Source organism: Salinibacterium sp. SWN248 (assembly GCF_015864575.1).
In the GTDB taxonomy this organism is placed as follows: domain Bacteria; phylum Actinomycetota; class Actinomycetes; order Actinomycetales; family Microbacteriaceae; genus Rhodoglobus.
Genome location: NZ_JADYWW010000001.1, coordinates 532,174 through 555,821, shown reverse-complemented (window position 1 = coordinate 555,821; position 23,648 = coordinate 532,174). Strand labels below are relative to the sequence as shown.

Sequence of the window (23,648 nt, the reverse complement as noted above, 5' to 3'; positions counted from 1 at the left end):
CCCTGGTGCTAGTTCACGTGGGAGCTATTAGCCCTTGGTGACTTCGTAATACAGCGGAACTGAATCCCAACCGAACTCAACGTTCTCGACGGTGTCAGCCGAGACGCCAGTGGCGTTGGAGTACCACAGCGGAATGCTGGGCAGATCCGTGAGCAGAACTTCCTGAGCCTGCTGGTAGAGAGCAGTTGCGTCATCGACCGAGTCCGCTGCTGCACCCTCCTTCATGAGTGCATCGAACTCGGCGCTGCTGTAGCCCTCGAAGTTCGAGCCGGCACCGGTCTGGTACAGGGGAGCAAGGAAGTTGTACAGCGACGGGTAGTCAGCCTGCCATCCGGCGCGAGTTCCGCCGGTGAGCGTGCCCGCTACACGGTCTTCGAGCGACGACTTGAAGTCGGGGTACGACTTTCCAACAGCCTCAATATCGAGCGTGTTCTTGATGCTGTTAGCTACAGCATCCACCCAACCTTGGTGGCCACCATCAGCGTTGTAGGCGATGTCGAACACGGTGTCGCCATAGGGCGAGATGGCGTCGGCTTCGGCCCACAGCTTCTGAGCTTCTTCGGGGTTGAATTGGAGCACCTCAGCACCGGCGAGCGAGTCCGAGTAGCCATCGACAACAGGCGACGTGAAGTCGGTTGCGGGAGTGCGGGTTCCTTGGAAGATCACATCGGTGATCTCGTCACGGTTGATCGACATCGAGATAGCGGCACGACGCAGCTCTCCCTCTTCCCCACTGAAGTGCTCGAGGTAGAAAGGAATGTTGAAGCCCTGGAAGATGGCTGCAGGCTGGTTGATGGCGCGGTCGCCGAACTCGTCTTCGAAGATTCCGAATGCCGAGTCGGGTACAGCGTCGAGGATGTCGAGGTTGCCACCAAGAACGTCCGCGTAAGCGGATTCTTGCGAGGTGTAGAACTTGAACGTAACTCCGCCATTGGCGGGGGTGCGCACACCGTCGTAGTCAGGGTTAGTGACGAGAGCGATCTGAACGTCGTGCTCCCACGCGTCGTCACCGTCCAACATGTACGGACCGTTACCGACGGGACTTTCGCCGTACGCATCCATGTCTTCGAACGCTACGGTCGGCAGCGGCATGAAGGCGGTGTAGCCGAGGCGCAGCGGCCAGTCAGCTTCAGGAGAGTTGAGCGCGACCTCGAACGTGAGGTCATCAACGGCGGTGAGGCCGGTGAGCTCCGCGTCTTCTTCGTAGTTGAAGCCTTCGATGTTGTCGAAGAAGTAGGAGGACGCCTGCGCGTTGCTGAAGGTCGCGCCGTAGTTCCATGCATCGATGAACGACTGTGAGGTGACTGCTTCACCGTTAGTGAAGGTCCAGCCGTCGTTGAGCGTGACGGTCCAGTTTTGGCCGTCTTCCGATTCGATCGACTCGGCGACGTCGTTGCTGATGCTGCCATCGGCGTTGTAGGAAACGAGACCCGCGTAGATGTTGGTCAGAATCTTGCCGCCACCCACTTCGGTGGTTCCCGTGGTGATGAGCGGGCCCAGCGGCTCGCTTCCATTGGTGGTGATGATCTGGTTGACGTCGCCTGAATCTCCGCCATCGCTGCTAGCGCAGCCGGCGAGAGTGAGCGAGACCGCCGAGGCGAGCGCGACAGCGCCCAACCCGAAACGTGATGTCTTCATGCTTCCTCCTGTGCAGTGAGCGCCTACGGTGCCAACAGTGAGTGGCTCCGGGCGTTGGATTTACTTTAGGGCTATGAAACAGCGACCTAACGTAAAGTGTCATAATGTTATCTCGTTGTTAGGTTGTATTGACTAGTTGCCTTACAAACAATTTACAAAACCGTCACATGGCCTATCATTGCCTTCATACGGATACCGTAAGGTTTCGCCATGACGGCGTTCAGCCGCACCGAGCAAAGAAAGAAGTAGAGACGATGACGAGCGCTCCTATCCTCATGTTTTCGAGCACGATGTCAGCAGATATGCGACACGTAATCACCCACGAGGTGCACGACCCGTTCCTCTACATCGAAGTTGATGGCAAGCGCTACACCGCGATCAAGTCGCTGGAAGCAGCACGGATGCGCGACGTCGACAACATGACCGTCTTCCCGCTCGAAGAGCTCGGCTTCGATGACTTCCGCGCCGCTGGACAGGGCCCCGACCTCGCCGAACTCAACTGCTTGGTTGAGGCTTGCACCCGCACCGGCGTGACGAGCGCCAGCGTTCCTTCCACTTTCCCGCTCGGCGTCGCCGATCACTTGCGTGCTGCTGGCATCGAGCTGAACGTCGACAACCACCTCTTCGAGATGCGCCGCCGCGTGAAGTCACCCGCCGAGCTTGCCGGCATGCGCCGCGCTCAGATCGCTGCCGAAGCGGGCGTCGCCCACGTCGCCACCCAGATGGAAGCCGCAACGGTCGGTGCCGATGGCGGACTGCTCATCGACGGCAAGCCCCTCACGTGTGAAGACTTGAAGACGGGCATCCGCGCCGCCTTCTTGCGCAACGGTTGCGAAGACGCCGGCCTCATCGTGGCTCACGGCGAGCAGACCTGCATCGGCCACCACGCTGGCTCGGGCCAGATTTTCGAGGGCGAGCCCGTCACGGTCGACATCTGCCCCCGCGACACCGAGTCCGGTGGAAACTCCGACATGACCCGCACCTTCGTCAAGGGCGAGATCAACGAAGAGCTCGAGACGTACTGGCGCATCGTGAAGGAAGCCTTCGACAACACGCTCGCCGCCATCCGCCCCGGTCTTCCCGTTGCCGAACTGCACCGCATCTCGTGCGAGCCGATCAGCAACGCCGGCTACCCCACCCAGCTCACCAAGAAGCCGGGCGAGGTTCTCAACGAGGGCTACTTCCACAGCCTCGGCCACGGAATCGGCCTCGAAGTTCACGAAGCTCCCGGCCTCGGCCAGAACGACGCCGTGCTGGTTGCCGGTGACGTGATCGCCATCGAGCCCGGCTGCTACCGCCAGGGCTTCGGCGGAGTTCGCCTCGAAGACATCGTTCTCGTCACCGAAACCGGGGCCGAGCGCATTACGGACTACCCGTACGAGCTCACCCCCGTCGCCATTTCCCGAGGAGTCTAATCGTGCGCGACCCCCGTATTGATGCCGAGCGTGAGCAGAGCATCCGCGAATGGCAGGAATTCTGTCGCTTTCCTTCTGTGGCAAGCGATCGTGGTGCGATCGAAGCTGCCGCCGACTGGTTGGAGCAGAAGCTTCGCCGGCTCAGCGAGCGCGTCGAGCGCATCGAGATTCCTGAATACGGGCCGGTCGTGGTCGCCTACTTCCCCGGAGCGAGCGACAAAACGCTCATGCTCTACAACCACTACGACGTGCAGCCTGTCGGCGACCTCGACCAGTGGATTTCGGGCCCCTTCGAATCAGAAATCCGCGACGGCGCCATGTGGGCCCGCGGTGCCTGTGACGACAAGGCCGATGTCACGAGCCGCCTACGCGCGCTCGAACTGTTCATTGAGGATCACCCGGACGGCTTGCCGTACAGCATGATCTACCTCGCCGACCCGTGTGAAGAGATCGGTAGCCCCGGCCTCGAAACAGTGTTGGCCGAGAACTCCGAACGCCTCAGCTCCGATGCCGTGCTGTGGGAGAGCTACCTTCGTGAAGACGACGGTCGCCCCGCAGTCGGCTTCGGATGCCGTGGCGGCATGGAGATCAGCCTGAGCCTGAACATCCTGGCCTCCAATCAGCACCCCTCGTATTCGCAGATTCTGCGTTCCGCACCGCTCGAGTTGATGCGGGCGATCACGTCTCTCGTCACCGAGGACGGCCTCATCGCCGTTCCCGGTTTCACGGATTCTGCGTTGCGTCCGGATGCCGCAGCCAAGGCTCGCACGCAGGAGCTTTCGCTTCCCGGCGATGCCATCAGCCTCCCCGGCGTCAACCCTTTGAAGGATCTGCCCGCGGCAGAGCTGAAGGAGCGCTTCATCTTCACCCCGTCGATGAGCCTCTCAGGCTTCGATATCGACCCCAGCGTCAGCCACAGTGTTCCGGCGAAGGGCACCGCGAAGGTGCGCTTCGGGCTCGTTCCGGGAATGGACCCGCACGCGTGCTTCGATGCCGTGAAGACCTTCCTCGGCGACACCGCTCCCGATATTCAGGTCAACCTCATCCGCACCATGCAGCCTGCGTTCTCTCCGGTAGACACTCCGTTCGCGGTCTCGGTGCTGGAAGCTGCAACAAAAGCTTTCGAAGCAGAACCGGTCATCTACGATGTGATGACTGGTTCCGGACCGGGAGCATTCTTCCTTGAACATCTCGGGGCTCCCCTGATCTCACCCACCGGAACTTTGCGACCGGAGGGCAACATGCACGGCTACAACGAACACGGCTACCTCGAGGACTACCTCACCCACATCCAGTTCACGCTCGACCTGCTCAACAACCTTGAGGCCAACGGGTTCGCGAACAATGACTGATCCCGTCGCAGCGGCCGAAGCCTCCACGATCATTGACCTGCTCGAAGAGAGCACACCCAAGGTCGAGCTCGACACGGTTGACCTTCAGCTGATCCGCCATCTGCACGAAGACGCCAGCGTTTCGCTACGCAGCCTCGGGGCACTGGTCGGGATGTCGGCGCCGAGCGTCGGCGAGCGCGTTGCCCGCCTCGAGCGCACGGGTGTCATTCGCCGCCGCAGCATCGAGATGGACTGGTCAGCGATGGGCCGCCCGATGCTCGTCGTGATCCCGATCAAGATCACGTCGGATGCCAAAATGCTGACGGTCATTGAGGCTCTGCAGGCAATTCCTTCCCTCACTGAGATTCTGATCCTGAGCGGCACCTACGACATGATGGCGCGTTTCCGTCTGAAAGATCATGCCGAGCTGCAGACCCTTCTGCTCGAGAAGCTGGGAGCCGTCGCTGGCCTTCAGCGCGTAGAAGCGATGATCAGTCTCGGCCGGGTCAACGACACGTCACCGCTCACTCACATTCTCGGCATTGACGAATAACCGCTCCAACAGAAAGCAGCTCCGTGCGCATTGATGATTCGTGGCGAGACCTCGCCGCTCCCGATTTTTCCCTCTATGCAGGGCTCGATCCCGAGCGTCGGATCATGATGATGGGCGCGGATCCGTTCGCGCCAGATAAGTGCCTGCCGGATCACGTCATCGATGCCACCAAGCAAGCCCTCGATGACGGCAAAACGCACTACTCGCTCGACAACGGCTACGCCGAGCCTCGCCTGAAGACGGCGCTCGTTAACAAACTGTGGGACTTCAACGGGATGGAGATCGACCCCGAAACGGAGTTGATGGTTGGCCCCAGCTCGGCCTTCACCCTCTTTCTCTCGATTCGCATCTGCATCCGCCCCGGCCAGGGCGATGAAGTTCTCGTCACGAGCCCCGGCTTCGCAGAGAACATCAACGACATCCACCAGATGGGTGCGGTGTGCGTTGAGGTTCCGACCTACGAAGAAGACGGCTTCGCCCTGCGGATGGATGAGTTCCGCTCGCGCATCACGGAACGCACACGCGCCATCGTGATCACCAACCCCAACAACCCGACCGGCACCGTCTACACCCGCGAGAATCTCATGGAACTCGCAGCGCTGGCCGAAGAGTTCGACCTGGGAGTGATCGTTGACCAAGACTTCGAGCGCCAGATCTACGACGGCGCCGAGTACGTGAACTTCGCGACTCTGCCCGGAATGCGCGAACGCACCCTCACCGTCTTCGGCACCTCGAAAGACCTCGGCCTCACGGGGTTCCGCGTGGGTTACCTCGTTGCTCCGGCCGAGATTATGCCGCTGCTCAAGATCGCGACCTTCAACTACGTCGGCCCCACGAACACCTTCGCTCAATACGGTGTTGCCGCCGCCTACGAGAACCCCGCCTACACGGATGAGTGGTTCACGATCTACGACCAGCGTCGCCACGCGATCTTCGAGGCGCTCCAGGGTATCCCTGGCGTGGGCGTCACAATGCCGGCCGGTGGTTTCTATCACTGGGTCAACATCTCCGAGCTCGGCACCTCGCTCGAAGTCGTCAAGCACCTCGTCGAGACCCAGCAGCTCGGTGTCTCCCCCGGCAACTGGTTCGGCAACGTCGGCGAGGGCTACATCCGCGTCATGTACGGCTCGAACGGCCGCGACGAAATCTTCCGGGAAGGCGTCTCACGCTTGGCTTCTGGCCTGCGCGAGCTTGCAGAGCTTAAAGGTGTGAGCGCGGCCGCTTAGGTCTGCCCGCCCACTCCCCCAGAGCTTTCGGAATACCGCTGTTGGCGGCAAGGTTGTACCGGCCATGACCGATCTCCTTGCCGCCGACACCGCCATGGGCGCGGTGACGCTCAGCGTCGCAAACCTTGATGCGCTCACCGCGTACTACCGGGATGCCGTGGCGCTAACCGTGCTGAGCGAGTCTTCTGACACGGTCGTTCTCGGTCGCGGCACCACGCCCGTCGTGATCCTTAAGCATTCCCCCGCGCTCAAGCACGCGAGCCCGCGCGATGCCGGACTGTTCCACACCGCCATTCTGTTCGACACCGAAGAAGCGCTGGCGGCATCCGTCTATTCGGTCGCCACTCGCTACCCGAAGACCTTCACCGGCAGCGCCGACCACCTCGTGAGCAAAGCGTTCTATTTCACCGACCCCGAAGGCAATGGCGTTGAGCTCTATTGGGATCGCGACCGCACCCAGTGGAGCTGGACCCACGGCGCCGTCGAAATGGCGACCCTCTTTCTCGACCCCAACAGCTTCCTTCAGGAGTACCTCACCGAGGCCGCCGTCGAGCAGCCCGTCATCGGTGGTGCCCGCGTCGGCCACGTGCACCTGCAAGTCGGCGACGTAAAAACAGCCCGCGAGTTTTACGTGAACCATCTCGGCTTCGAAGCGACCACCGAAATCCCCGGAAGCGCCGTGTTCGTGAGCGCCGGCGGCTACCACCACCACATGGCTATGAACACGTGGAACTCGAGCGGCGCTGGTCCGCGCCTGCCCGCACTCGGGCTTGCCCAAATCGATATAGCGGTGCCGAATGCCGACGATCTCGGAGCGCTTGGCGAACGGATGACACACCACGGCATCCCGCTGCGTCACGATGGCCAGACCCTCAGCTTCGATGACCCGTGGGCCAACACAATTCGCGTCAGCACTGCGCAGTAGCGCGAGCTAGCCGCCGAGCGCACTAGCGAGCTAGCGAACCGACAGGTTACCCGCCGAGGCGTTCGTCGATCTCGCGGATGACCGGCCACGCGCCCTCTTCGGAGTTCGAAAGCACCACAACGTCGAGACCGTTCTCGAGGTAGTGGCGCACGATTCCGGAGGCGCCGGGGCTGACACCGTCGGCGAAGTAGCTGCGCACGGTGCCGTCTTCATTCATGTCGAACTCGAGACCGAAGCCGTACCAGGTCTCTTCGTCGTACTGCACCTGCGGGGTGAGAAACTCTTCGGTGAATTCGGTGTCGAGAAGCTCGCCGTTGCGCACAGCCTGAATGAAGCGAATGAGGTCGGCGGCGGTGACGTGAGCTCCGCCATCGGGCAGACCAATGGGCGGGGCGCTGTAGATATTGGAAACCCAACGGCCGTCGATGTAGTCCCAGCCCTCGGCAACGCGAGGGGCGGCATCCCGACGGTCATAGAACCCCGAGTCGACCATGCCGGCCGGCGTGAAAACCTCGTCGAAAATGTACTGGCGGTAGTCGGTCTTCGTGACCTTCTCAAGCGCAAGGCCTGCGAGCACGTAACCCGCGTTGGTGTAAACGCATTCGACACCGGGCTCGGCCAGCGACTCCTTGTTCACAAAGGTGGGGAGCTGGTCGGCGGGCTCAAGAATTGTGTAGGTCGGGAATTCTGCCCAGAGGTCGGCGTAGCTTTCGCCCTCCTCTTCATCCACGTCATCCGCAATGCCGCTCGTGTGGGTGAGCACATGCAACAGCGTCACGGCCGGGTCGATCTCGGTCTCGGCCAAATCAACATAGTGGTGGATGGATGTCTCGAGGTCGAGGTCATCCTTCGACACTTGCTGCAGCGCAGCAACGCTCGTGAAAAGTTTGGTGATCGAGCTCGAGTCGAAGCGAGTATCTGGCGTATTCAGCACATCCCAGCGCTGGCTGGCCTTGCCCGCGACAGCCTCGTAAATGGTGGCGTTACCTCGCTTGATGAGGACCGTGCCAGAGAAGTCGTTGTGCTCAAGAAATTCGTCGAGTCCCGTGGTGTCCATAGTGCGAGCCTACCTACTGTCGCTCGTCAATTGGGCAGCGGATGCTGTGGGTGGCCTCGATGATTGCTGAGTCACGCTCCCAGCGAACAGACCCGCACTCTCGGAATGGATTAGCCCCACTGAGAGTTGCCGATCTACATGACTACTTCTCTCCTTGAACACCCCAGCTTCACTACCGGCACGTGGCACATTGATGCCACTCACTCGACGGTTTCTTTCACCGTCAAGCACCTCATGATCAGCAAGGTTCGCGGAACCTTCGAGGGTTTCTCGGGCACCATCGTCACCTCCGAAACGCCCGCCGAGAACTCGGTGACGGCAGAGATCGCCATGGCGACGATCAACACCAACCAGGCAGACCGCGACGGCCACCTGCGCAACAACGACTTCTTCAATGTTGAGCAGTTCCCCACCGCCACCTTTAAGTCGACCTCTGTCGCAATCAACGGCGATGACCTCACCATCGAGGGCGACCTCACCCTCCGTGGCGTCACGAAGCCTGTCACCCTGAAGGGCGAGTTCGGCGGCATCGCCCAGAACCCCTACGGCCAGACCATTGCGGCGGCAAGCGCCAGCACTGTGATCAACCGCACCAACTTCGGCGTGAACTACAACGCAGCTCTCGAAACCGGCGGCGTTCTTCTCGGCGAAGACGTGGCCCTCACCTTCGACCTTCAGGCTGCACTCCAGCAGTAGTCGCGCTCTCGCGATTTCCTGACGAGGCCTCTCTGCACACTGCGCGGAGAGGCCTTTGTTATGAGGTGACTTTGTCGTCGAGCAATACTTCTTCGGCTGCGGCAACAGCAGCGCTTCGCCAGACGACAAGCGCGGCCACCGTAACGACCAGCACCAGGATTCCGGCCCCCCAGGCGAGGCCGGCGTAGCCAACTTGCGTGAGGATGGGCCCCGCAAACCCTCCGCCGAAGGCACCGGCGAGACTCATGATGGTGTCACTGCGACCCTGAATGCGGAGCTTCGTTTTTCCGGTCGCAAGGTCGGCGACGAGTGCCGAGCCCGCAACGGTTGATGCGCTCCAGCCGAGCCCGAGCAACACAAGCCCGACGGTGACAGCCGTGTTGCTGAGTTCTCCCAGCGCAACGACCACGACGGATGCCGCGAAGAACCCTTGCCCAATAAGAATTGTCGGGATGCGCCCGAAACGGTCACTCGCCCAACCGAACACGGGCGAGAGTGCGTACATACCGGCGATGTGCAGGCTGATGGTGAAGCCGATAATCGTGAGGCTCGCTCCGTGGTGGCTCAAGTGCACGGGAGTCATTGCCATGATCGAGACCATCACCGCATGGCTAATCGCGATAGCAGCGATAGCGAAGACCAACGGGCCACGACCGCGCACGATTCCGGCATCCGCAGCAACCGCAGCATCGACGGGGCGGTTGCGAGCGAGAGTGAGCGGATCGGGGCGCAGCGCCACAAGATAGAGCGCCATCGCTGCGAGCTGCGCGGCGATCGCGAAGACAAACGATCCGGTGTTGGTGGGCAACGAGAGCCACTGCGCAATCGCTTCGCCCGGGCCGATGAGGTTCGGGCCGGCGACGGCACCGATCGTGGTCGACCAGACAACGAGAGAGAGGTCACGACCGCGGTGTGCCGGAGCCGCGACATCCGTCGCCGCAAAGCGCGCCTGAAGACCAACGGCCGTTCCGACACCGAGCATCGCAAAACCAAGAATGAGGAGCGGGAAGAACGCGACGCCCACCGCGATAACGGTGATGAGCGAACCGCCGGCCGCAACGCCCGCGCCCAGTGCCAGTGCAGGCCGCCGCCCCCAACGCTGAGCAAGTCGTGCCAGCGGAATCGATACAAGCGCAGCGCCCAGGGTGCTGGAGGTCGCGGCGGCACCCGAGAGCGTCTCGCCACCTAGATCGGCAGCCAGAATCGCACCGACGGCAACGGTTGCTCCGAGCCCCAGACCGGCGAGCACTTGCCCCGCAACGAGCGTACGAACGATGCGAGATTGCACTGCGCGGTCAATGTCCATGGGTACAGTCTGGCGCACGGCTACCCTCCGCTAGACTTGGTGCAATCCGCCCGCGCGAAATCATGGAGTGATTCGGTGCCAATTATTGTCGTCGAGGTAATGCCTAAGGCTGAAATCCTCGATCCTCAGGGTAAGGCCGTAGCCGGCGCCCTCGTCCGTCTCGACAAGAGCGAGTTCAGCGCGGTGCGCATCGGTAAGCGTTTTGAGCTCACCGTTGAGGGCCCGATCACTGATGAGCTGCTGGCTGAGGCCCGCGAGATCGCGAACGATCTTCTCGCCAACACGGTCATTGAAGACGTTATTTATGTCGGCGAGGCTCGCCCCGCCGACGACGCTCAGGGCGCATAGTGCGCGTCGGAGTCATCACCTTCCCGGGTTCGCTCGACGACCGTGACGCTCAGCGTGCTGTCAAGCTGGGTGGCGGTGAGCCGGTAGCCCTGTGGCACGGCGACCACGACCTCAAGAACGTGGATGCCATCGTTCTGCCCGGTGGTTTCAGCTACGGCGACTACCTCCGTGCCGGCGCAATCGCAGCCCACTCGCCCATCATGAGCGAAGTCATCACGGCCGCTAACGCCGGAATGCCTGTTTTGGGCATCTGCAACGGTTTCCAGATTTTGGTGGAGTCACACCTTCTACCTGGCGGCCTCGTGCGCAACGATCACGGCGACTTTGTCTGCCGCGACCAGAAGCTGCGCGTCGAGAACGTCGACACCGCGTGGAGCAACGGCTTCAAAGAAGACGAAGAGATCATCATCCCGCTCAAGAACGGTGAGGGCGGCTACATCGCCGACCAGAACACTCTTGACCGCCTTGAGGGTGAAGGCCAGGTTGTGTTCCGCTACCTCGAGGTCAACCCCAACGGGTCGGCGAATGACATTGCTGGCATCTCGAATGCTCGTGGCAACGTTGTTGGTCTGATGCCTCATCCCGAGCACGCGACCGAGCCTGGTTTTGGCCCAGACACTCGCGCTGCCATGCGTTCGGGCACCGACGGCCTCACGTTCTTCACGAGCGCGATCAGCTCGTTGATGGCCAACGCCTAAAACTGAAAGCTCGGCCCCATGTTTGCGACCCCGAAGTCACTGTTCCGTGTTCTTGCCTTTGCTGAGGCGGTCACCTGGACCCTGCTCATCACCGGCCTCATCTTGCGCGCTACGGCGGGGCTGGATGTCGCGGTGTCGATCGGTGGGGCCATCCACGGTTTCGTCTTCCTCGCCTACGGTGCCACGGCCGTGTTGTTGACGGTGAACCAGCGTTGGAGCGTCGGCACCGCCGTTCTCACCATCGGTAGCGCCGTGATTCCGTACGCGACCATTCCGGTGGAGCTGTGGCTTGCACGCTCGGGTCGTCTCAAGGGCGACTGGCGCAAGGAAGCATCCGATCATCCGCGAGATGCTGGCTGGGTCGACCGCACGATGCGCTGGTTCTTGAACCACCCGTACATCTTGGTTGCGCTGATCGCGGGCGCCGTCATTCTGCTCTACGTCGTGCTGATCACCGTGGGTCCTCCCGGCGGCAAAGAGTAACTTCGCAGGATCGGCGGCACCGCCGCACTGCCTGCTACAGCAGGAAGAACCCGATCACTCCCGGGTTTCTGGCGTGCACGATGACGAGGAACACCACCGCGTCGAACAGTAGGTGCACGCTCAGCACGTAGACGAGCGACTTGGTGGTCGAGTAGATCCAGCCCTGCAGCAGGGCGAACGGGATGGTGAGCAGCGGGCCCCACGATTGGTAGCCGAGTTCCCACAGGAACGCCACGAAGATCACCATCTGCAGCAGGTTGGCCTGCCACACCGGGAAGTGTCGACGGAAGAGCACGAAGACGGTGAGGATGAAGAACAGCTCATCCCACGTGCCGACGGCGTTCACACCAACGAAGAGACGGCCGATCTCGTCGGGCGTCGTGACGATGGGCCAGTTGAGGTACACGCCACTCGTAATGAAGTAGAACGGCAGAATGAGCCAGCCGAGAAAGAGCACGAGAAACAGGTAGCCCCACTGAACGCGGTTCCACGGCCATCCGCCCCGCCATGGAAAGCGGATGAGACGGTCTTTGAACACAAAACGTGACAGTGCGTAGGGCACGGCAACGGCCGCAGCCAGCACGAAACCGAGCAGGAAGAAGTTGCCCCAGCTGATGTCGGCTTCAACCGACACCGTGGAGACGATGATCATGCCGACCGCGATCAGCAGCAGGTCTTTCGCGAGCCCCTCGGTGTGCTTGCGGCTGTCGGTGAACCACGCGGCGGCGAGCGCAAATGCCACCACGACATAGCCCAGCAGCGGAAGCCGAAGCGAGAACATCAGCACCGCCGATCCGCTCAACAGCGCTGCCGGCACCAACCCCCAGCTGCGTGAACTGAGTGGCGGGGAACTGACAACATTGTCGAGGCCGGGCATCGTGAATGACTCCTAGTCGTTGATGACGCGCTTGTCAGTGGAAGCCTGAGCCTCATCAGCATCGGTCTCTTCTGGGCCAACGAGGTTTTCGGGAACGTTGTCTTGAACCGGAATCGCCCCCGTGAACTCTTGACGACGAGCGTCGGCCTCAGCGCTACCGCTGAAGAGGCCGCGCTCTTGAGGTTCGACCGAGCCCTTGGTGCGACCACGGGCTTCGTTGTCGACCATGAGCACGCGAGTGCGCGGCAGGGCTGCGGAGTCTTTCTGCTGCAGCCAGCCGACCATCTCTTCGCGCACGTGAGTGCGGAGGTCCCATTGAGCGCCAGAGTCTGCGGCGCTAATCAGCACGCGAACGCGCACGAAGCCACCCGTGGCGTCCACGACTTGGATGTTGGCGGTGCGGCCGTCCCACAGGTCGGATTCGGCAACGATCTTCTTGAGATGCACGCGCATCTGGTCGATGTTGACGCGCCAGTCGAGATCGAAGTTGATCTCGCCGAGAAGTTCGGTGGCGTTACGGGTCCAGTTCTGGAATGGCGTGGTCGTGAAGTACGTGGAGGGCAGCACGAGGCGGCGCTGATCCCAGATGCTCACGACGATGTAGGTGAGGGTGATCTCTTCGATGCGACCCCATTCGCCGTCGGCGATCACGACGTCATCCACTCGGATGGCGTCGCTGAAGGCGAGCTGCATTCCGGCAAAGACGTTGGCGAGAGCGGACTGCGCGGCGATACCGGCCACAACGCTGACGAGACCAGCAGAGGCGAGCACACTGGCGCCGAGTGCTTCGGCACCGGGGAGCGTCAAGAGGATGGCGCCGATCGTGACGATGATGATGACCGCTCCGAGGATGCGGCGAATCAGTTGAATCTGGGTGCGGATTCGGCGAGCAGCCCGGTTGTCGGGAACGTCAGTGGGGTATCGAGTGAGGGTGCGATTGAGCAAAAGGTTGATCACGGCGATCAGCACCCAGCCGCTGGCGGCAATCACCAGCACGAGAAGAACACCATCGATAACGTCGCGCATGCTCTCCACCGGAAGAGTGATCGAGATCGCAGCCCACACGGCAAGCAAGGCCATGAGTACGCGAAGTCGGCGGCGAGTTGGAGCCAAGGTTTCGTAAACCCCAGGCCGAAGCCGTGCGATGCCGCGCACAATGAGAGAGATCACCCCGACGGCAATGACGACGGCGACAAGCGCAATCACGACAGCAACGGCAAGACCCAGCCACGATACCCATTCAAACAATCGAGTGATTTCCTTTCATTGGCGTTGCTCCAGCCTAGGGGCAGGCACCACAACAAAGGCTGACGTGATTAACTAGGGCAATTCGAGAGGGATGTCATGAGCGAGCTAGCAACACAGAGTGCACGCCGCAATTCCCTGCGCCGGTGGATCGCCACCGTGCGCGAGGGCATCGCCGCTGAGCTGTGGCCGTTGCCTACGATGTCGATCATCATTGCCGTGATCTTGGGCATCGTGCTCCCCCTGATCGATCGTGCCGTTGACTCGTCATTGCCCGTCGGCGTTGAACGATTCCTGTTTGCCGGCGGCCCCGAAAGCGCCCGCGCCGTGCTCTCGGCCATCTCGGGTTCGCTGATCACCGCAACCTCCCTCACTTTCTCTCTCACCGTCGTCGCGCTCCAATTGGCCAGCAGCCAAGCATCGCCGCGCGTGCTGCGCACCTTCCTCAAAGACCAGACGGTGCACTGGACGCTCTCGGTGTTCGTGGGCACCTTCGCTTACGCCCTCACGGTGTTGCGCACGGTTCAGGACGGCGACGACAGCATCGACCCGATCGTGCCGCGCCTCGCGGTGACGTTGGCGTCGCTCCTGACCCTCGCGAGCGTTGTCATGCTCACGCTGTTCCTGGCGCACCTCGCGCGGCAACTGCGCATTGAGACAACGATGCGGCAGGTGTACCTCGAAACCAGTAAGACCATCGAGCTCGTGGCATCCACCATGGCAACCGGTGAAACGGAACTGCCCGAGTGGCCACCCGCCGAGCGCATCGAGCTGAGCCTCGCCAAGCGCTCAGGGTTCATTCGTTCCAGTGATCGCTCACGCCTGCTGACGATCGCGATCAAACACGACATCGTGGCGCGCGAAGAACACACCGTCGGCCATCACGTGGTCAGCGGCACCCCGGTGCTGCGCTGGTGGCCGCGTGACCCCATGCGCCACATGGATGACGAAGAACGCGCCACCATCAACAGTGCGTTGGTCGGCGCCGTCAGCCTCGCCTACGAGCGCACGGCCAGCCAAGATATTGGTTTTGGCATCCGCCAGCTCGTGGATATCACGGCACGCGCTCTCTCCCCGGGAGTTAACGACCCGACGACGGCAGTGCACACGCTCGGCCATATTTCGGCGACGCTGTGCTCGCTCGCGGACCTGGAGATTCAGTCTCGCGGGCTCACCGATGATGACGACATCGTGCGCGTGATCATCAAGCCCCACAATTTCATCAACCTGCTCGACGTCGCCCTGACTCAGCCACGGCGCTATGGCGCGAGCGACCCCGGAGTGGTCGAGCGTTTGTACCAACTGCTGCAAGAAGTGGGCTACCGCGCGCAACGCACCGAACAGTCCGAAGCGGTGTCGGCGCAGATCGACCGGCTCGACGCATCCGTGGCGGCAGAAACGTATGACGCGGTGGAGCGCGAACGATTCGCCCGCTTCGCCGAGGCTGCGCGCGTAGCGACCTCAGAGCATCGCTGGCTCTAAGAAGTTTTCCGGGAACGGAACTGCACAAACTCCGGGCGCAGCCGCACCGGGCTCGACTATCATTTCCTCCATGCCAGAGACCCTCCCCACTCATTCCCCCACTGCTGGAGGAGAGCGGGTACTGATCTTGTCTGCTGGTGTCGGCTCGGGGCATAACAGCGCCGCCGCGGCAGTGCGCCAAGCGTGTGATGCGCGCACGGATGTCGTCGAAGTGAAAGTGCTCGACGTGCTTCAGGTGAGCAGCACTCTGTACCGCGACGTGTTGGGCAAGGGCTACTTCGTGCTCGCCAAAGGTTTGCCGTGGGTGCTTGAGTGGGCGTACGACGTCAGCGACGCCCCTTTTTGGCGCAGGGGACCGATCGACCCCTGGACGCAGGCCAACTCTCTTCCCGTGATTCGCGCCATCAAACGCTTTCAGCCGACCGCAATCGTCAGCACACACTTTCTTCCCGCCCAGCTCATGTCCACGCTCCTTATGCGCGGAGTAATTGATGCCAAAACAGCGGTTGTCACCACCGACTACGACCCTCAAGGCCTCTGGCTGACCAGCGCATTCCACTCGTTTAATGTGGCGCGCGAGGAAGGCAGGGTGGAACTGATGGCGCTCGGCCTGCCCGCCGATCGTGTAGCCGCCACCGGCATCCCGATCAGTTCGTATCCGGATGCCGAAACCGACCGCGTCGCCCATGACGTTCCCCACATCTTGATTTCTGCAGGCGCTGCGGGCGGGGACTACGCCGTCGCTGCGGTGCGGCAGACACTGCATATGCGCTCAGCCTTCACAGCCACCGTCGTATGCGGACACAACGAGGAGACTCGTGACGACATTGAGAAACTCGTTGGCACTGACGATCGCTTCCACATTCTGGGATTCACAACCGAGATGCCCGCACTTCTGAGAAGCGCCGACCTCTTTGTGGGTAAACCGGGCGGGCTATCGGCTTCCGAATGCATGGCGGCGGGGTTGCCGATGGTGCTGGTAAACCCCATCCCGGGGCAAGAGGTTCGCAACGGTGACTACCTGATGGAGCAGGGTGCAGCTGTTCGCTGCAATGACGTCACCACGCTCGGCTGGAAGATCGACCAGATTTTGCGCGAGCCCGGCCGCCTCGAACGGATGCAAGCAGCCGCGAAGAAAACTGGCCGGCCAGATGCCGCAGCGGACGTTCTTACCGGCCTGCTCGATGGCCCGCGCCGCCCGATTGTCGTGACCCGAGACGCTCAAAAAGCTATTCTTGCCGCCAGCGAAAAACGACTGGTGGCGAGCGACTTGCGGGGAGATTCCGCTCTGGTACGGCTGACCGATCCCACCGACAACAGCACGGTCGCACTCCTGAAAGCCGACGAGCTGAAAGACCTGCAGAAGCGCTACGCGTCGACCGAGGGCGAGTTAGTGCTCCGCCCCGATCAGACACTCGCGTCGCTTCGCTGGGAGGGCCGCCGCTTGATCCGGGCCGTTCTGCGCCACGACGACTCCCTGCGTGTTCGCATTGACCCGCTCCCGCACGCGGCTACCGGCGCTAGCCGGCGATAGGGCGCAACGGCTCCGCGCCAGTCCAGTTCGACGGGCTGTGCTGAGCGGCGAGCAGCGCCCACTCGCCTGACCGCGCGCTCCACTGTCGAGTATTCGGATCCCGCTGCAACGTCGGCCCCGCATCGAGCGCAATCTGTACGGTCGTGCTCGCCCCGCGCCGCACTATCACTTTCTGAAAGCCCACTAATTGGGCGACCGGATGCTCGGCCGCCACGTCAGCAGCGTAAAGCTGCACGACGATCGATCCGTCGCGGTCCCCTGTATTGGTGACGAGCACGCGAGCGCTGCCGCCGGTGTCGGCGAAGGTGTGGTCGAGCAGCTCGTGGGTCATCGTCGTGTAGCCCAGGCCGAATCCGAAGGGGAAGGCGGGAGTGCTGCCGGTGCCATCGAGGTGGCGCTGGCCCCAGGTGTCGTCATAGACCACTGCCTTCGCTGCGCTGTCGAATGGAGGCAGTTGAGCGGCGTCGCGCGGGATGACGAAGGGCAACCGGCCTCCGGGTTCGGCCTCGCCGGTGAGCATGCTCGCGAGCGCGTGCCCGCCTTCCATGCCGCCGTACCAGGCGAGAACCAGCGCAGAAATACGATCCCGCCAGGCGTCGGTCACGATCGCACTGCCGCCGACCAGCACCACCACCGTGCGCGGGTTGGCTGCGGCAACGGCTCTGATGAGACTCGCGTCAGAAGGCCGCAGTTCGAGCGAGCTGCGATCGCCACCGCGAACGAAGCGTGCCGCGAGGTGCGCCAGCCCGATGAAAATGCGGCGAGACAGGCCGGAGTTGAATGCGCGACCGAGGATTCCGACGTCGACTCCCCCGGTGACAACCGACTCCCCCTCGTCATGCTGATCGAGCCCGACAACGACGATCGCGATCTCTGCCTGCGCCGCGAGCGCCGCAGCAGCGCTCTCGTCCTTGCCTGTGGCGGTCGTGATGTGAGCCGCGGGGAACGCTTCGCGCAACCCTTGCAACGGGGAAACGGTGGACGGCGGCCGCACCCGCGATGAGCCGTGATCGCCCAGATTGTCTGCGTCAGCGAGCCGCCCGATGACAGCGAGCCGACGCGTGGTGCGCGGCAACGGCAGCAGGGGCGCGGTTTCAACAGCGTCGTTCTTGAGCAGCACGATCGACTCGGCGGCGGCGTGAAGGGCAAGAGCCCGGTGCGCGGGCGAGGCGATGACTGACACATCCGGCTCCTGCTGCTGGCGCGTGGCCGCATGCAGAATGCTGGTGCGCAGGATGCGGTGGGCCGACTGCAGCACGGTCGCGCGGTCGAGCTCACCGTTACGGAGAGCCGCAGGGAGGGCACGAGCCCGCAGCATCCGCAGCGGCATCTCGACGTCCATTCCGGCTTCGAGGCTCGCGACGGCATCGTGCGTACCGAACACCCAGTCGCTCGTCACGAAGCCGGTGAAGCCCCACTCGTCGCGCAGTACGTCTGTCAGCAGGGCGCGGTTGACATCCATATACTCGCCGCGCACCCGGTTGTAGGCGCTCATGATCGAGTCGGCTCCGGCATCCACCGTGGCTTTGAAATGGGGCAAATACACCTCGTGCAGGGCGTGGTCGTCGACGGCGACATCCACTTCGAAACGTTCGTTCTCCATGGAGTTGAGCGCGAAATGCTTGACGCACGCCATCGTGTGCACGCGAACACCGCGGGTGAGGGCCGAGCCCATCTGGCCGACGAGTACCGGGTCTTCGCCGTAGCATTCCTGCGCGCGCCCCCAGGCCGGATGCCGCAGCAGGTTCACGCACACCGACGCCGAGTAGTTGGCGCCCCGAGCGCGGGTCTCGGCGCCGATTGCCACCCCGACGCGCTCCTCAAGCTCTGGGTCCCACGTTGCCGCCCGCGCCATTGTCACGGGGAACGCCGTAGCCGCGCCAATCACGACGCCGCGAGCACCATCGCTGAAGCGGATGCCGGGGATGCCGAGCCGTGACACTGCACCGGCCACGAATGGCCGCCGCCCGAGAAGGGCCGGGATGAAGGGCAGGAGCCGCCGGGGAGAGTCACCGTCGAGCAGACCGAGCATCTCTTTGTCGGTCAGCAGTCTGATGAGTTGGGCTGAGGCCTCATCCGCATCGATTGTGCCGGCGCGAACAGCAGCCACCACTTCCTCGAAGGCGTGGGAGGAAGCTATTAATGCGACGGGTTCGGCTACGTCACTGATCAGTTCTTCGCCACCGCGCTGCCCACCGCCGTTCGCATTCATCATGCTTCGAATTCTGCACCCTGTAGCTGTGTTCACCCACCATGGCAGGCAGGTAGAACGCCCGCTGCACCCCCATACTGGGGGCCGAGACCACTTGGGTTAACTGAGAGAACTTCGTTATGTTTGTATCAACCCGTGACGCATTACTGCGCTTCTCCTATGTCTGGATCTCCTCTTTGCCTTCAGCCTCCCGTACGCCGTCCCGTTCACTTCGACTGTTTGCAGGAGCAGCCGTGGCAGCCGTCATGCTTGCCGGCTGCACGAGCCAGGGCAGTTCTGCGGATGCGCTGCAGAAGGCCTGCGTCGACACCACCGCCTCGGCTATCAAGCTCATTGACGCTGGCGACTCGTGCGGTGCCGGTTTTGTCGAAGCAGTCTTCATGACCGACGCTGCCGCGGACGGCGAAGACGGGAAAAACGGCACTGATGGCGCTGATGGTAGCGACGGAGCTGATGGCGCCGACGGTCTCAATGGCGCAACAGGCGCAACAGGACTCACCGGGGCGAACGGAGGCACCGCGCTCAGAGGACCGACGGGAGCCACTGGCGCCGCGGGTGCAGACGGCACTGACGGCACTACAGGACTCACCGGAGCGACCGGCCCCATCGGCCTCACCGGCGCCACAGGCCCCACCGGCGCAACGGGCACCAACGGCGCTGACGGCCCGGCCGGCCCGCAGGGGCCTCAGGGCGACGCGGGCCCAACAGGCGAAACGGGAGCTGCCGGCGCAACAGGAGCTGCCGGCGCAACCGGCGCAACCGGCGATTCCGCTCTCTCCAACAGCTTCGGAAGTAGCGTTAATCGCGCGGGTGACGGCGGAACCTACGAGTGCTATCTGGGCACCCTCTCATTGACAGCATCAAGCTACGCCGGTGAAGGCATCGTGGCCGATGGGCGTGAACTGTCAATTGCAAACAACACTGCACTCTTCTCGCTTCTAGGGACCACCTACGGCGGTGATGGTCGCACCACCTTCAACATTCCCGACATGAGCGCGGTCACGCCTAACAACATGACGTGGACACTCTGCCACCTAGGAATCTTCCCGAGTCGCAACTAATCACCGCTAGCAGCGTCGTCGACACTTGGCGAGCTCCGTGTGGCACGCAGACTAGAATTCTGACGTGGAAGACACTTACGAACTCGAACTCCGTAGCGTTCCCTTTGAGCACGCCGACTCGGTCATGCTGCGTTCAGCGCAGCGCGCTGAGCTCACAGCACGGTACGGAACCGAAGACAGCGAACCCGGCGTCAAGCCGAACGCTGACTCTGTTGTGGTGTTCTTGATCGCCTATGTCGATGGCGTTCCGGCTGGGTGCGGCGGGCTCCGTGAGCTGAGCGAAGAGATCTTTGAAGTGAAGCGGATGTACGTCACGCCCGCTCAGCGCGGTACCGGTATTGCAGTTGCTGTACTCAAGGGACTCGAAGAATGGGCCCGCGCCCAGTCAGCAACGACGTTGGCGCTCGAAACCGGAACAGCCCAGCCCGACGCCATGCGCTTTTACGAGCGCGAGGGCTACAGCCGCATCGAAAACTTCGGCGACTACGTGGGCGAGCCACTGAGCGTCTGCTACGCCAAAAACCTCTAGCCCTGCCACCATCCCCGCTGCCTCGCGACGGGCAGCCCGCACTCTGCGCCTGCTGCGGTCTTTGGTAAACCCGGCATCCGCTTAGGCTGGGGCGGTGCTCGCTCTTGTCGCTCTCGCCGTCGTTATAGGAGCACTCTCTCAACGCATCACGGGCATGGGGTTCGCGCTCGTAGCGTCGCCGCTGATCGTGATTCTGCTCGGCCCCTTCGACGGCGTGCTCGTCGTGAACCTGTGCGGCGTCGTGTCGTCGCTGCTCATTATTCCGCGGGTCTGGCGCCACATCGAGTGGCGCACCCTGGCGTGGCTGGCGATCCCGGCAGTGCTAGCCATCATTCCCGGATCGCTACTCGTCACCCGTTTGCCCGGCTCCGTTCTGCAGCTCAGCGTTGGCGTGCTCGTCATCTTGGCTCTCACCGCGACGTTGCTCATCACGCGCGCGGAACATATCGTTCCGGCCCGCCCGACGGCAATTGTGGCGGGGGCAGCATCCGGTTTCATGAATACGGCGGCGGGCGTCGGCGGCCCGGCTCTCAGCATCTACGCGGTGCTGATGCGCTGGCCTCAAGTGAACTTCGCGGCCACGCTGCAGCCGTATTTTGTGATCGTGGGCACGGCATCCCTCGTCACGAAGGCGTTCTTCTCGGGCGGCGTGCTTCCTGATTTGGATGCCGCCAGCTGGATTCTCATCGTCGGCTCACTGCTGGTCGGGCTCGCGCTGGGTGAAGTGCTCACTCGCCATGTCAGCCACCGGGCTGCTCGCATCGCGGTGATTATCGTGGCCTATGTCGGAGGCACGGTCGCTGTGATCGACGGGGCACTCGGTCTCTCGGCTTAACGCACGGATGCCCGGCCCCACAGGTGGGACCGGGCATCCGGTGTTCGACTTCGCGTTAGCGCTGCCGTTCTAACTCAGTGCTACTCGGCGGGGCCGACTCCGACGGGGTCGGCTTCCTCGTTGGCGGTGTCGCCGTTGCCGGGAACGGTCTTGCGGAGGGTGGCGCCGAGTTCGGCATCCACGCTGCCCCAGTACCAGTAGAAACGCTCGAGGATCTCGGGAACGGTGATGCCGCGGCCCTGTCCGGTGAGGGTTTCGATGAAGCGAGCCTTCGACTCTGCCGAGAAGACGTCGCGGTAGAGCGTTCCGGCCTGGCCGAAGTCGTCGTCTTCGGAGTGCAGGGTCTGAGCGCTGCGCATGAGTTCGCCGTCGCTTGCCCAGCCACCTTCGCCAGCAAGCTCGGGCTGAGCTGCGGGTCCACCGAACGAGTTCGGCGTGTACGTGCGTGCTGCAGCGTCACCGATCTTGTAGTTCATGGCGCCTTCGTGCTGGTAGTTGCGCGCTTCGGAGGCGTGAGGCTGGTTGACGGGGAGCTGGTTGTAGTTGGCTCCGATGCGGTTGCGCTGGGCATCCGGGTAGGAGAACACACGCGCCATCAGCATCTTGTCGGGGCTGATGTCGGTGCCGGGAACCATGTTCGACGGCGAGAACGCTGACTGCTCGATCTGCGCGAAGAAGCTCTCCGGGTTGCGGTTGAGCGTGAAGTGGCCCACCGGAATCAGCGGGTAGTCCTTGTGCGACCAGGTCTTGGTCATGTCGAAGGGGTTGAAGCGGTAGGTCTTGGCTTCTTCGTAGGGCATGACCTGAACCGAAACGTCCCACGTGGGGAAGTCGCCCTTGGCGATGGAATCGAAGAGGTCGCGACGGTAGTAGTCGGCGTCTTCTCCGGCGATGCGCTCGGCATCCGCAGCTTCCATCAGCTCTACGCCCTGGCGGGAGTGGAAGTGGTACTGCACCCAGAAGCGCTCACCGGCAGCGTTGATCCACTGGTAGGTGTGCGATCCGTAGCCGTTGATGTGGCGCCACGACTTGCTGAGGCCGCGGTCACCCATGAGGTACGTGACCTGGTGGGCGCTTTCGGGCGAGAGGGTCCAGAAGTCCCACTGCATGTCGCCGTTGCGCAGGCCAGAGTCGCCCATGCGCTTCTGCGAGTGGATGAAGTCGGGGAACTTCATGGCGTCGCGGAGGAAGAAGACGGGGGTGTTGTTTCCGACGATGTCGTAGTTGCCCTCGGTCGTGTAGAAACGCAGCGCGAAGCCACGAACGTCGCGCCAGGTGTCGGGCGAACCCTGCTCACCGGCTACGGACGAGAACCGCAGAATCGTTTCGCTCTTCGCACCCTTCTGGAAGACGGCGGCCTTCGTGAACTGCGACACGTCTTCAGTGACGACGAACTCTCCGAATGCTCCACCACCCTTGGCGTGAGGGTTGCGCTCCGGCACACGCTCACGGTTGAACGAGGCAAGCTTCTCGACCAGAAAACGGTCGTGAAGTGCGGTTGCGCCATCGGGACCCGTGGTGAGCGAATGTTCGTCGCTCGCAATGGGTGCGCCGGCCTGGGTTGTCGTGGGTTCAGTCACGATGTCTCCTTTGTGTGGGTGTGATTAGTGGCAAATTGAAGAATGGGCTACAGCGTAGACAGCTCTGTCTCTGTTGTTCAGTCTGCGCTCTTTTGGGTGAGAGCGTTCTGGCAATCGGGGCAGACACCCCAGAAGTTCACTTCGGCGATGTGCACGGTGAAGCCACCGGCATCGGAGGGCGTGAGGCACGGCGCGTGACCGACGACACAGTCCACATCGCGCACGGCACCGCATTCGGTGCACACGATGTGGTGATGGTTGTCGCCAGTGCGACGTTCATAGAGGGCGGATGACCCTGCCGGTTCGATCTTGCGCAGCAAGCCCGCCGCCGTCAACGCCGCCAGCACTCCGTACACGGCTTGGAGGGAGGTGCCGGGCACACTCGGCAGTACAGCTCCGAAAATCGTGTCGGCATCGGAGTGAGGGATGTCGGTGAGCGCGGTCAGCACAGCGACGCGGGGCTCGGTCACTTTGAGACCGGCCTCTCGCAGAGTGTCGGCGAGCGCCGAATCCGTCACTGTTTCCACACCTACGACGGTACCAGTTGTTTTGAATAACTCAAGACAACTTCGAAACATGACCGCGGAAAGGGCCCATAGCCAACCCCGACGCTCACT

At 62.5% G+C, this 23,648-nt stretch carries 22 protein-coding genes; 14 read left to right on the top strand and 8 right to left on the bottom strand.

Translation table 11 applies throughout. From position 1 onward, the window contains the following. Positions 1-27: 27 nt before the first annotated feature. Entirely contained in the window at positions 28-1,638 is a 1,611-nt protein-coding gene (locus I6E73_RS02495; protein WP_197109341.1) for an ABC transporter substrate-binding protein, read from the bottom strand. 254 nt (positions 1,639-1,892) lie between these two features. Here I6E73_RS02495 and I6E73_RS02490 point away from each other — a divergent pair, with 254 nt between their 5' ends. From I6E73_RS02490 to I6E73_RS02470, 5 genes are all read left to right on the top strand, one after another. Further along, positions 1,893-3,053, top strand: coding sequence for a Xaa-Pro peptidase family protein (locus tag I6E73_RS02490; protein ID WP_197122864.1), 1,161 nt, complete (start codon positions 1,893-1,895; stop codon positions 3,051-3,053). A gap of 2 nt (positions 3,054-3,055) precedes the next feature. Next, positions 3,056-4,405 carry a M20/M25/M40 family metallo-hydrolase gene (locus I6E73_RS02485; protein ID WP_197122862.1) on the top strand — a complete coding sequence of 450 codons (1,350 nt, stop codon included), beginning with the start codon at positions 3,056-3,058 and terminating at the stop codon, positions 4,403-4,405. After that, positions 4,398-4,937 (top strand): Lrp/AsnC family transcriptional regulator, encoded by a 540-nt coding sequence (locus tag I6E73_RS02480; RefSeq protein WP_197109338.1) that lies wholly within the window; start codon positions 4,398-4,400, stop codon positions 4,935-4,937. The genes I6E73_RS02485 and I6E73_RS02480 overlap by 8 nt, the downstream gene beginning before the upstream one ends. A 23-nt stretch (positions 4,938-4,960) precedes the next feature. Next, a complete protein-coding gene (locus tag I6E73_RS02475; RefSeq protein ID WP_197122860.1) occupies positions 4,961-6,163 on the top strand; it encodes a pyridoxal phosphate-dependent aminotransferase in 1,203 nt (400 codons plus the stop codon). Positions 6,164-6,227: 64 nt separating this feature from the next. Then, complete coding sequence (locus I6E73_RS02470) at positions 6,228-7,088, top strand: VOC family protein (protein ID WP_197122858.1); 861 nt, start codon at positions 6,228-6,230, stop codon at positions 7,086-7,088. Positions 7,089-7,134: 46 nt separating this feature from the next. Here the strand turns inward: I6E73_RS02470 and I6E73_RS02465 are convergent, their stop codons facing one another. Continuing rightward, positions 7,135-8,145 (bottom strand): serine hydrolase, encoded by a 1,011-nt coding sequence (locus I6E73_RS02465; RefSeq protein WP_197122856.1) that lies wholly within the window; start codon positions 8,143-8,145, stop codon positions 7,135-7,137. A gap of 138 nt (positions 8,146-8,283) precedes the next feature. On the opposite strand from I6E73_RS02465, the gene I6E73_RS02460 reads away from it, so the two are divergent. Next, a complete protein-coding gene (locus I6E73_RS02460; RefSeq protein ID WP_197122854.1) occupies positions 8,284-8,841 on the top strand; it encodes a YceI family protein in 558 nt (185 codons plus the stop codon). A gap of 58 nt (positions 8,842-8,899) precedes the next feature. Here I6E73_RS02460 and I6E73_RS02455 read toward each other — a convergent pair whose 3' ends face one another. After that, on the bottom strand, positions 8,900-10,147 hold the full coding sequence (locus I6E73_RS02455; RefSeq protein WP_231599631.1) for an MFS transporter: 1,248 nt from the start codon (positions 10,145-10,147) through the stop codon (positions 8,900-8,902). A gap of 75 nt (positions 10,148-10,222) precedes the next feature. Here I6E73_RS02455 and purS point away from each other — a divergent pair, with 75 nt between their 5' ends. From purS to I6E73_RS02440, 3 genes are read left to right on the top strand one after another with little or no spacing between them, the layout of a single operon-like run. Next, on the top strand, positions 10,223-10,495 hold the full coding sequence (purS, locus tag I6E73_RS02450) for a phosphoribosylformylglycinamidine synthase subunit PurS (protein ID WP_010204162.1): 273 nt from the start codon (positions 10,223-10,225) through the stop codon (positions 10,493-10,495). After that, positions 10,495-11,193 (top strand): phosphoribosylformylglycinamidine synthase subunit PurQ, encoded by a 699-nt coding sequence (gene purQ, locus I6E73_RS02445; RefSeq protein WP_197122852.1) that lies wholly within the window; start codon positions 10,495-10,497, stop codon positions 11,191-11,193. Before purS ends, purQ begins: the two co-directional genes overlap by 1 nt. Before the next feature lie 18 nt (positions 11,194-11,211). Next, positions 11,212-11,676, top strand: coding sequence for a DUF3817 domain-containing protein (locus tag I6E73_RS02440; RefSeq protein WP_197122850.1), 465 nt, complete (start codon positions 11,212-11,214; stop codon positions 11,674-11,676). Between the two features lie 34 nt (positions 11,677-11,710). Here the strand turns inward: I6E73_RS02440 and I6E73_RS02435 are convergent, their stop codons facing one another. After that, entirely contained in the window at positions 11,711-12,553 is an 843-nt protein-coding gene (locus tag I6E73_RS02435) for a type II CAAX prenyl endopeptidase Rce1 family protein (protein WP_197122848.1), read from the bottom strand. A gap of 12 nt (positions 12,554-12,565) precedes the next feature. After that, positions 12,566-13,801: a mechanosensitive ion channel family protein gene (locus I6E73_RS02430; RefSeq protein ID WP_197122846.1), complete on the bottom strand. Its 1,236-nt coding sequence runs from the start codon at positions 13,799-13,801 to the stop codon at positions 12,566-12,568. Positions 13,802-13,897: 96 nt separating this feature from the next. Between I6E73_RS02430 and I6E73_RS02425 the strand changes: the two genes are divergently transcribed. Together I6E73_RS02425 and I6E73_RS02420 are read left to right on the top strand one after the other, a co-directional pair. Beyond that, positions 13,898-15,280, top strand: coding sequence for a DUF2254 domain-containing protein (locus I6E73_RS02425; RefSeq protein WP_197122844.1), 1,383 nt, complete (start codon positions 13,898-13,900; stop codon positions 15,278-15,280). Positions 15,281-15,350: 70 nt separating this feature from the next. Beyond that, positions 15,351-16,814, top strand: a complete 1,464-nt coding sequence (locus tag I6E73_RS02420; protein WP_197122842.1) for a glycosyltransferase — start codon at positions 15,351-15,353, stop codon at positions 16,812-16,814. On the opposite strand, the gene I6E73_RS02415 is transcribed toward I6E73_RS02420, so the two are convergent. Further along, positions 16,801-19,029 carry a beta-glucosidase gene (locus I6E73_RS02415; RefSeq protein WP_197122840.1) on the bottom strand — a complete coding sequence of 743 codons (2,229 nt, stop codon included), beginning with the start codon at positions 19,027-19,029 and terminating at the stop codon, positions 16,801-16,803. The genes I6E73_RS02420 and I6E73_RS02415 overlap by 14 nt on opposite strands. Before the next feature lie 230 nt (positions 19,030-19,259). On the opposite strand from I6E73_RS02415, the gene I6E73_RS14805 reads away from it, so the two are divergent. From I6E73_RS14805 to I6E73_RS02400, 3 genes are all read left to right on the top strand, one after another. After that, positions 19,260-20,087: a tail fiber protein gene (locus tag I6E73_RS14805; RefSeq protein WP_307784202.1), complete on the top strand. Its 828-nt coding sequence runs from the start codon at positions 19,260-19,262 to the stop codon at positions 20,085-20,087. Positions 20,088-20,151: 64 nt separating this feature from the next. Continuing rightward, positions 20,152-20,616, top strand: coding sequence for a GNAT family N-acetyltransferase (locus I6E73_RS02405; protein WP_197122836.1), 465 nt, complete (start codon positions 20,152-20,154; stop codon positions 20,614-20,616). 94 nt (positions 20,617-20,710) lie between these two features. Further along, the gene (locus I6E73_RS02400; RefSeq protein WP_197122834.1) at positions 20,711-21,451 is read left to right on the top strand and encodes a sulfite exporter TauE/SafE family protein; all 741 of its coding nucleotides are present in this window, start codon (positions 20,711-20,713) and stop codon (positions 21,449-21,451) included. An 80-nt stretch (positions 21,452-21,531) separates the two neighbouring features. Here the strand turns inward: I6E73_RS02400 and I6E73_RS02395 are convergent, their stop codons facing one another. Continuing rightward, the gene (locus tag I6E73_RS02395) at positions 21,532-23,031 is read right to left on the bottom strand and encodes a catalase (protein WP_197122832.1); all 1,500 of its coding nucleotides are present in this window, start codon (positions 23,029-23,031) and stop codon (positions 21,532-21,534) included. A gap of 77 nt (positions 23,032-23,108) precedes the next feature. Continuing rightward, positions 23,109-23,558, bottom strand: coding sequence for a Fur family transcriptional regulator (locus I6E73_RS02390; RefSeq protein ID WP_307784201.1), 450 nt, complete (start codon positions 23,556-23,558; stop codon positions 23,109-23,111). Positions 23,559-23,648: the final 90 nt, after the last annotated feature.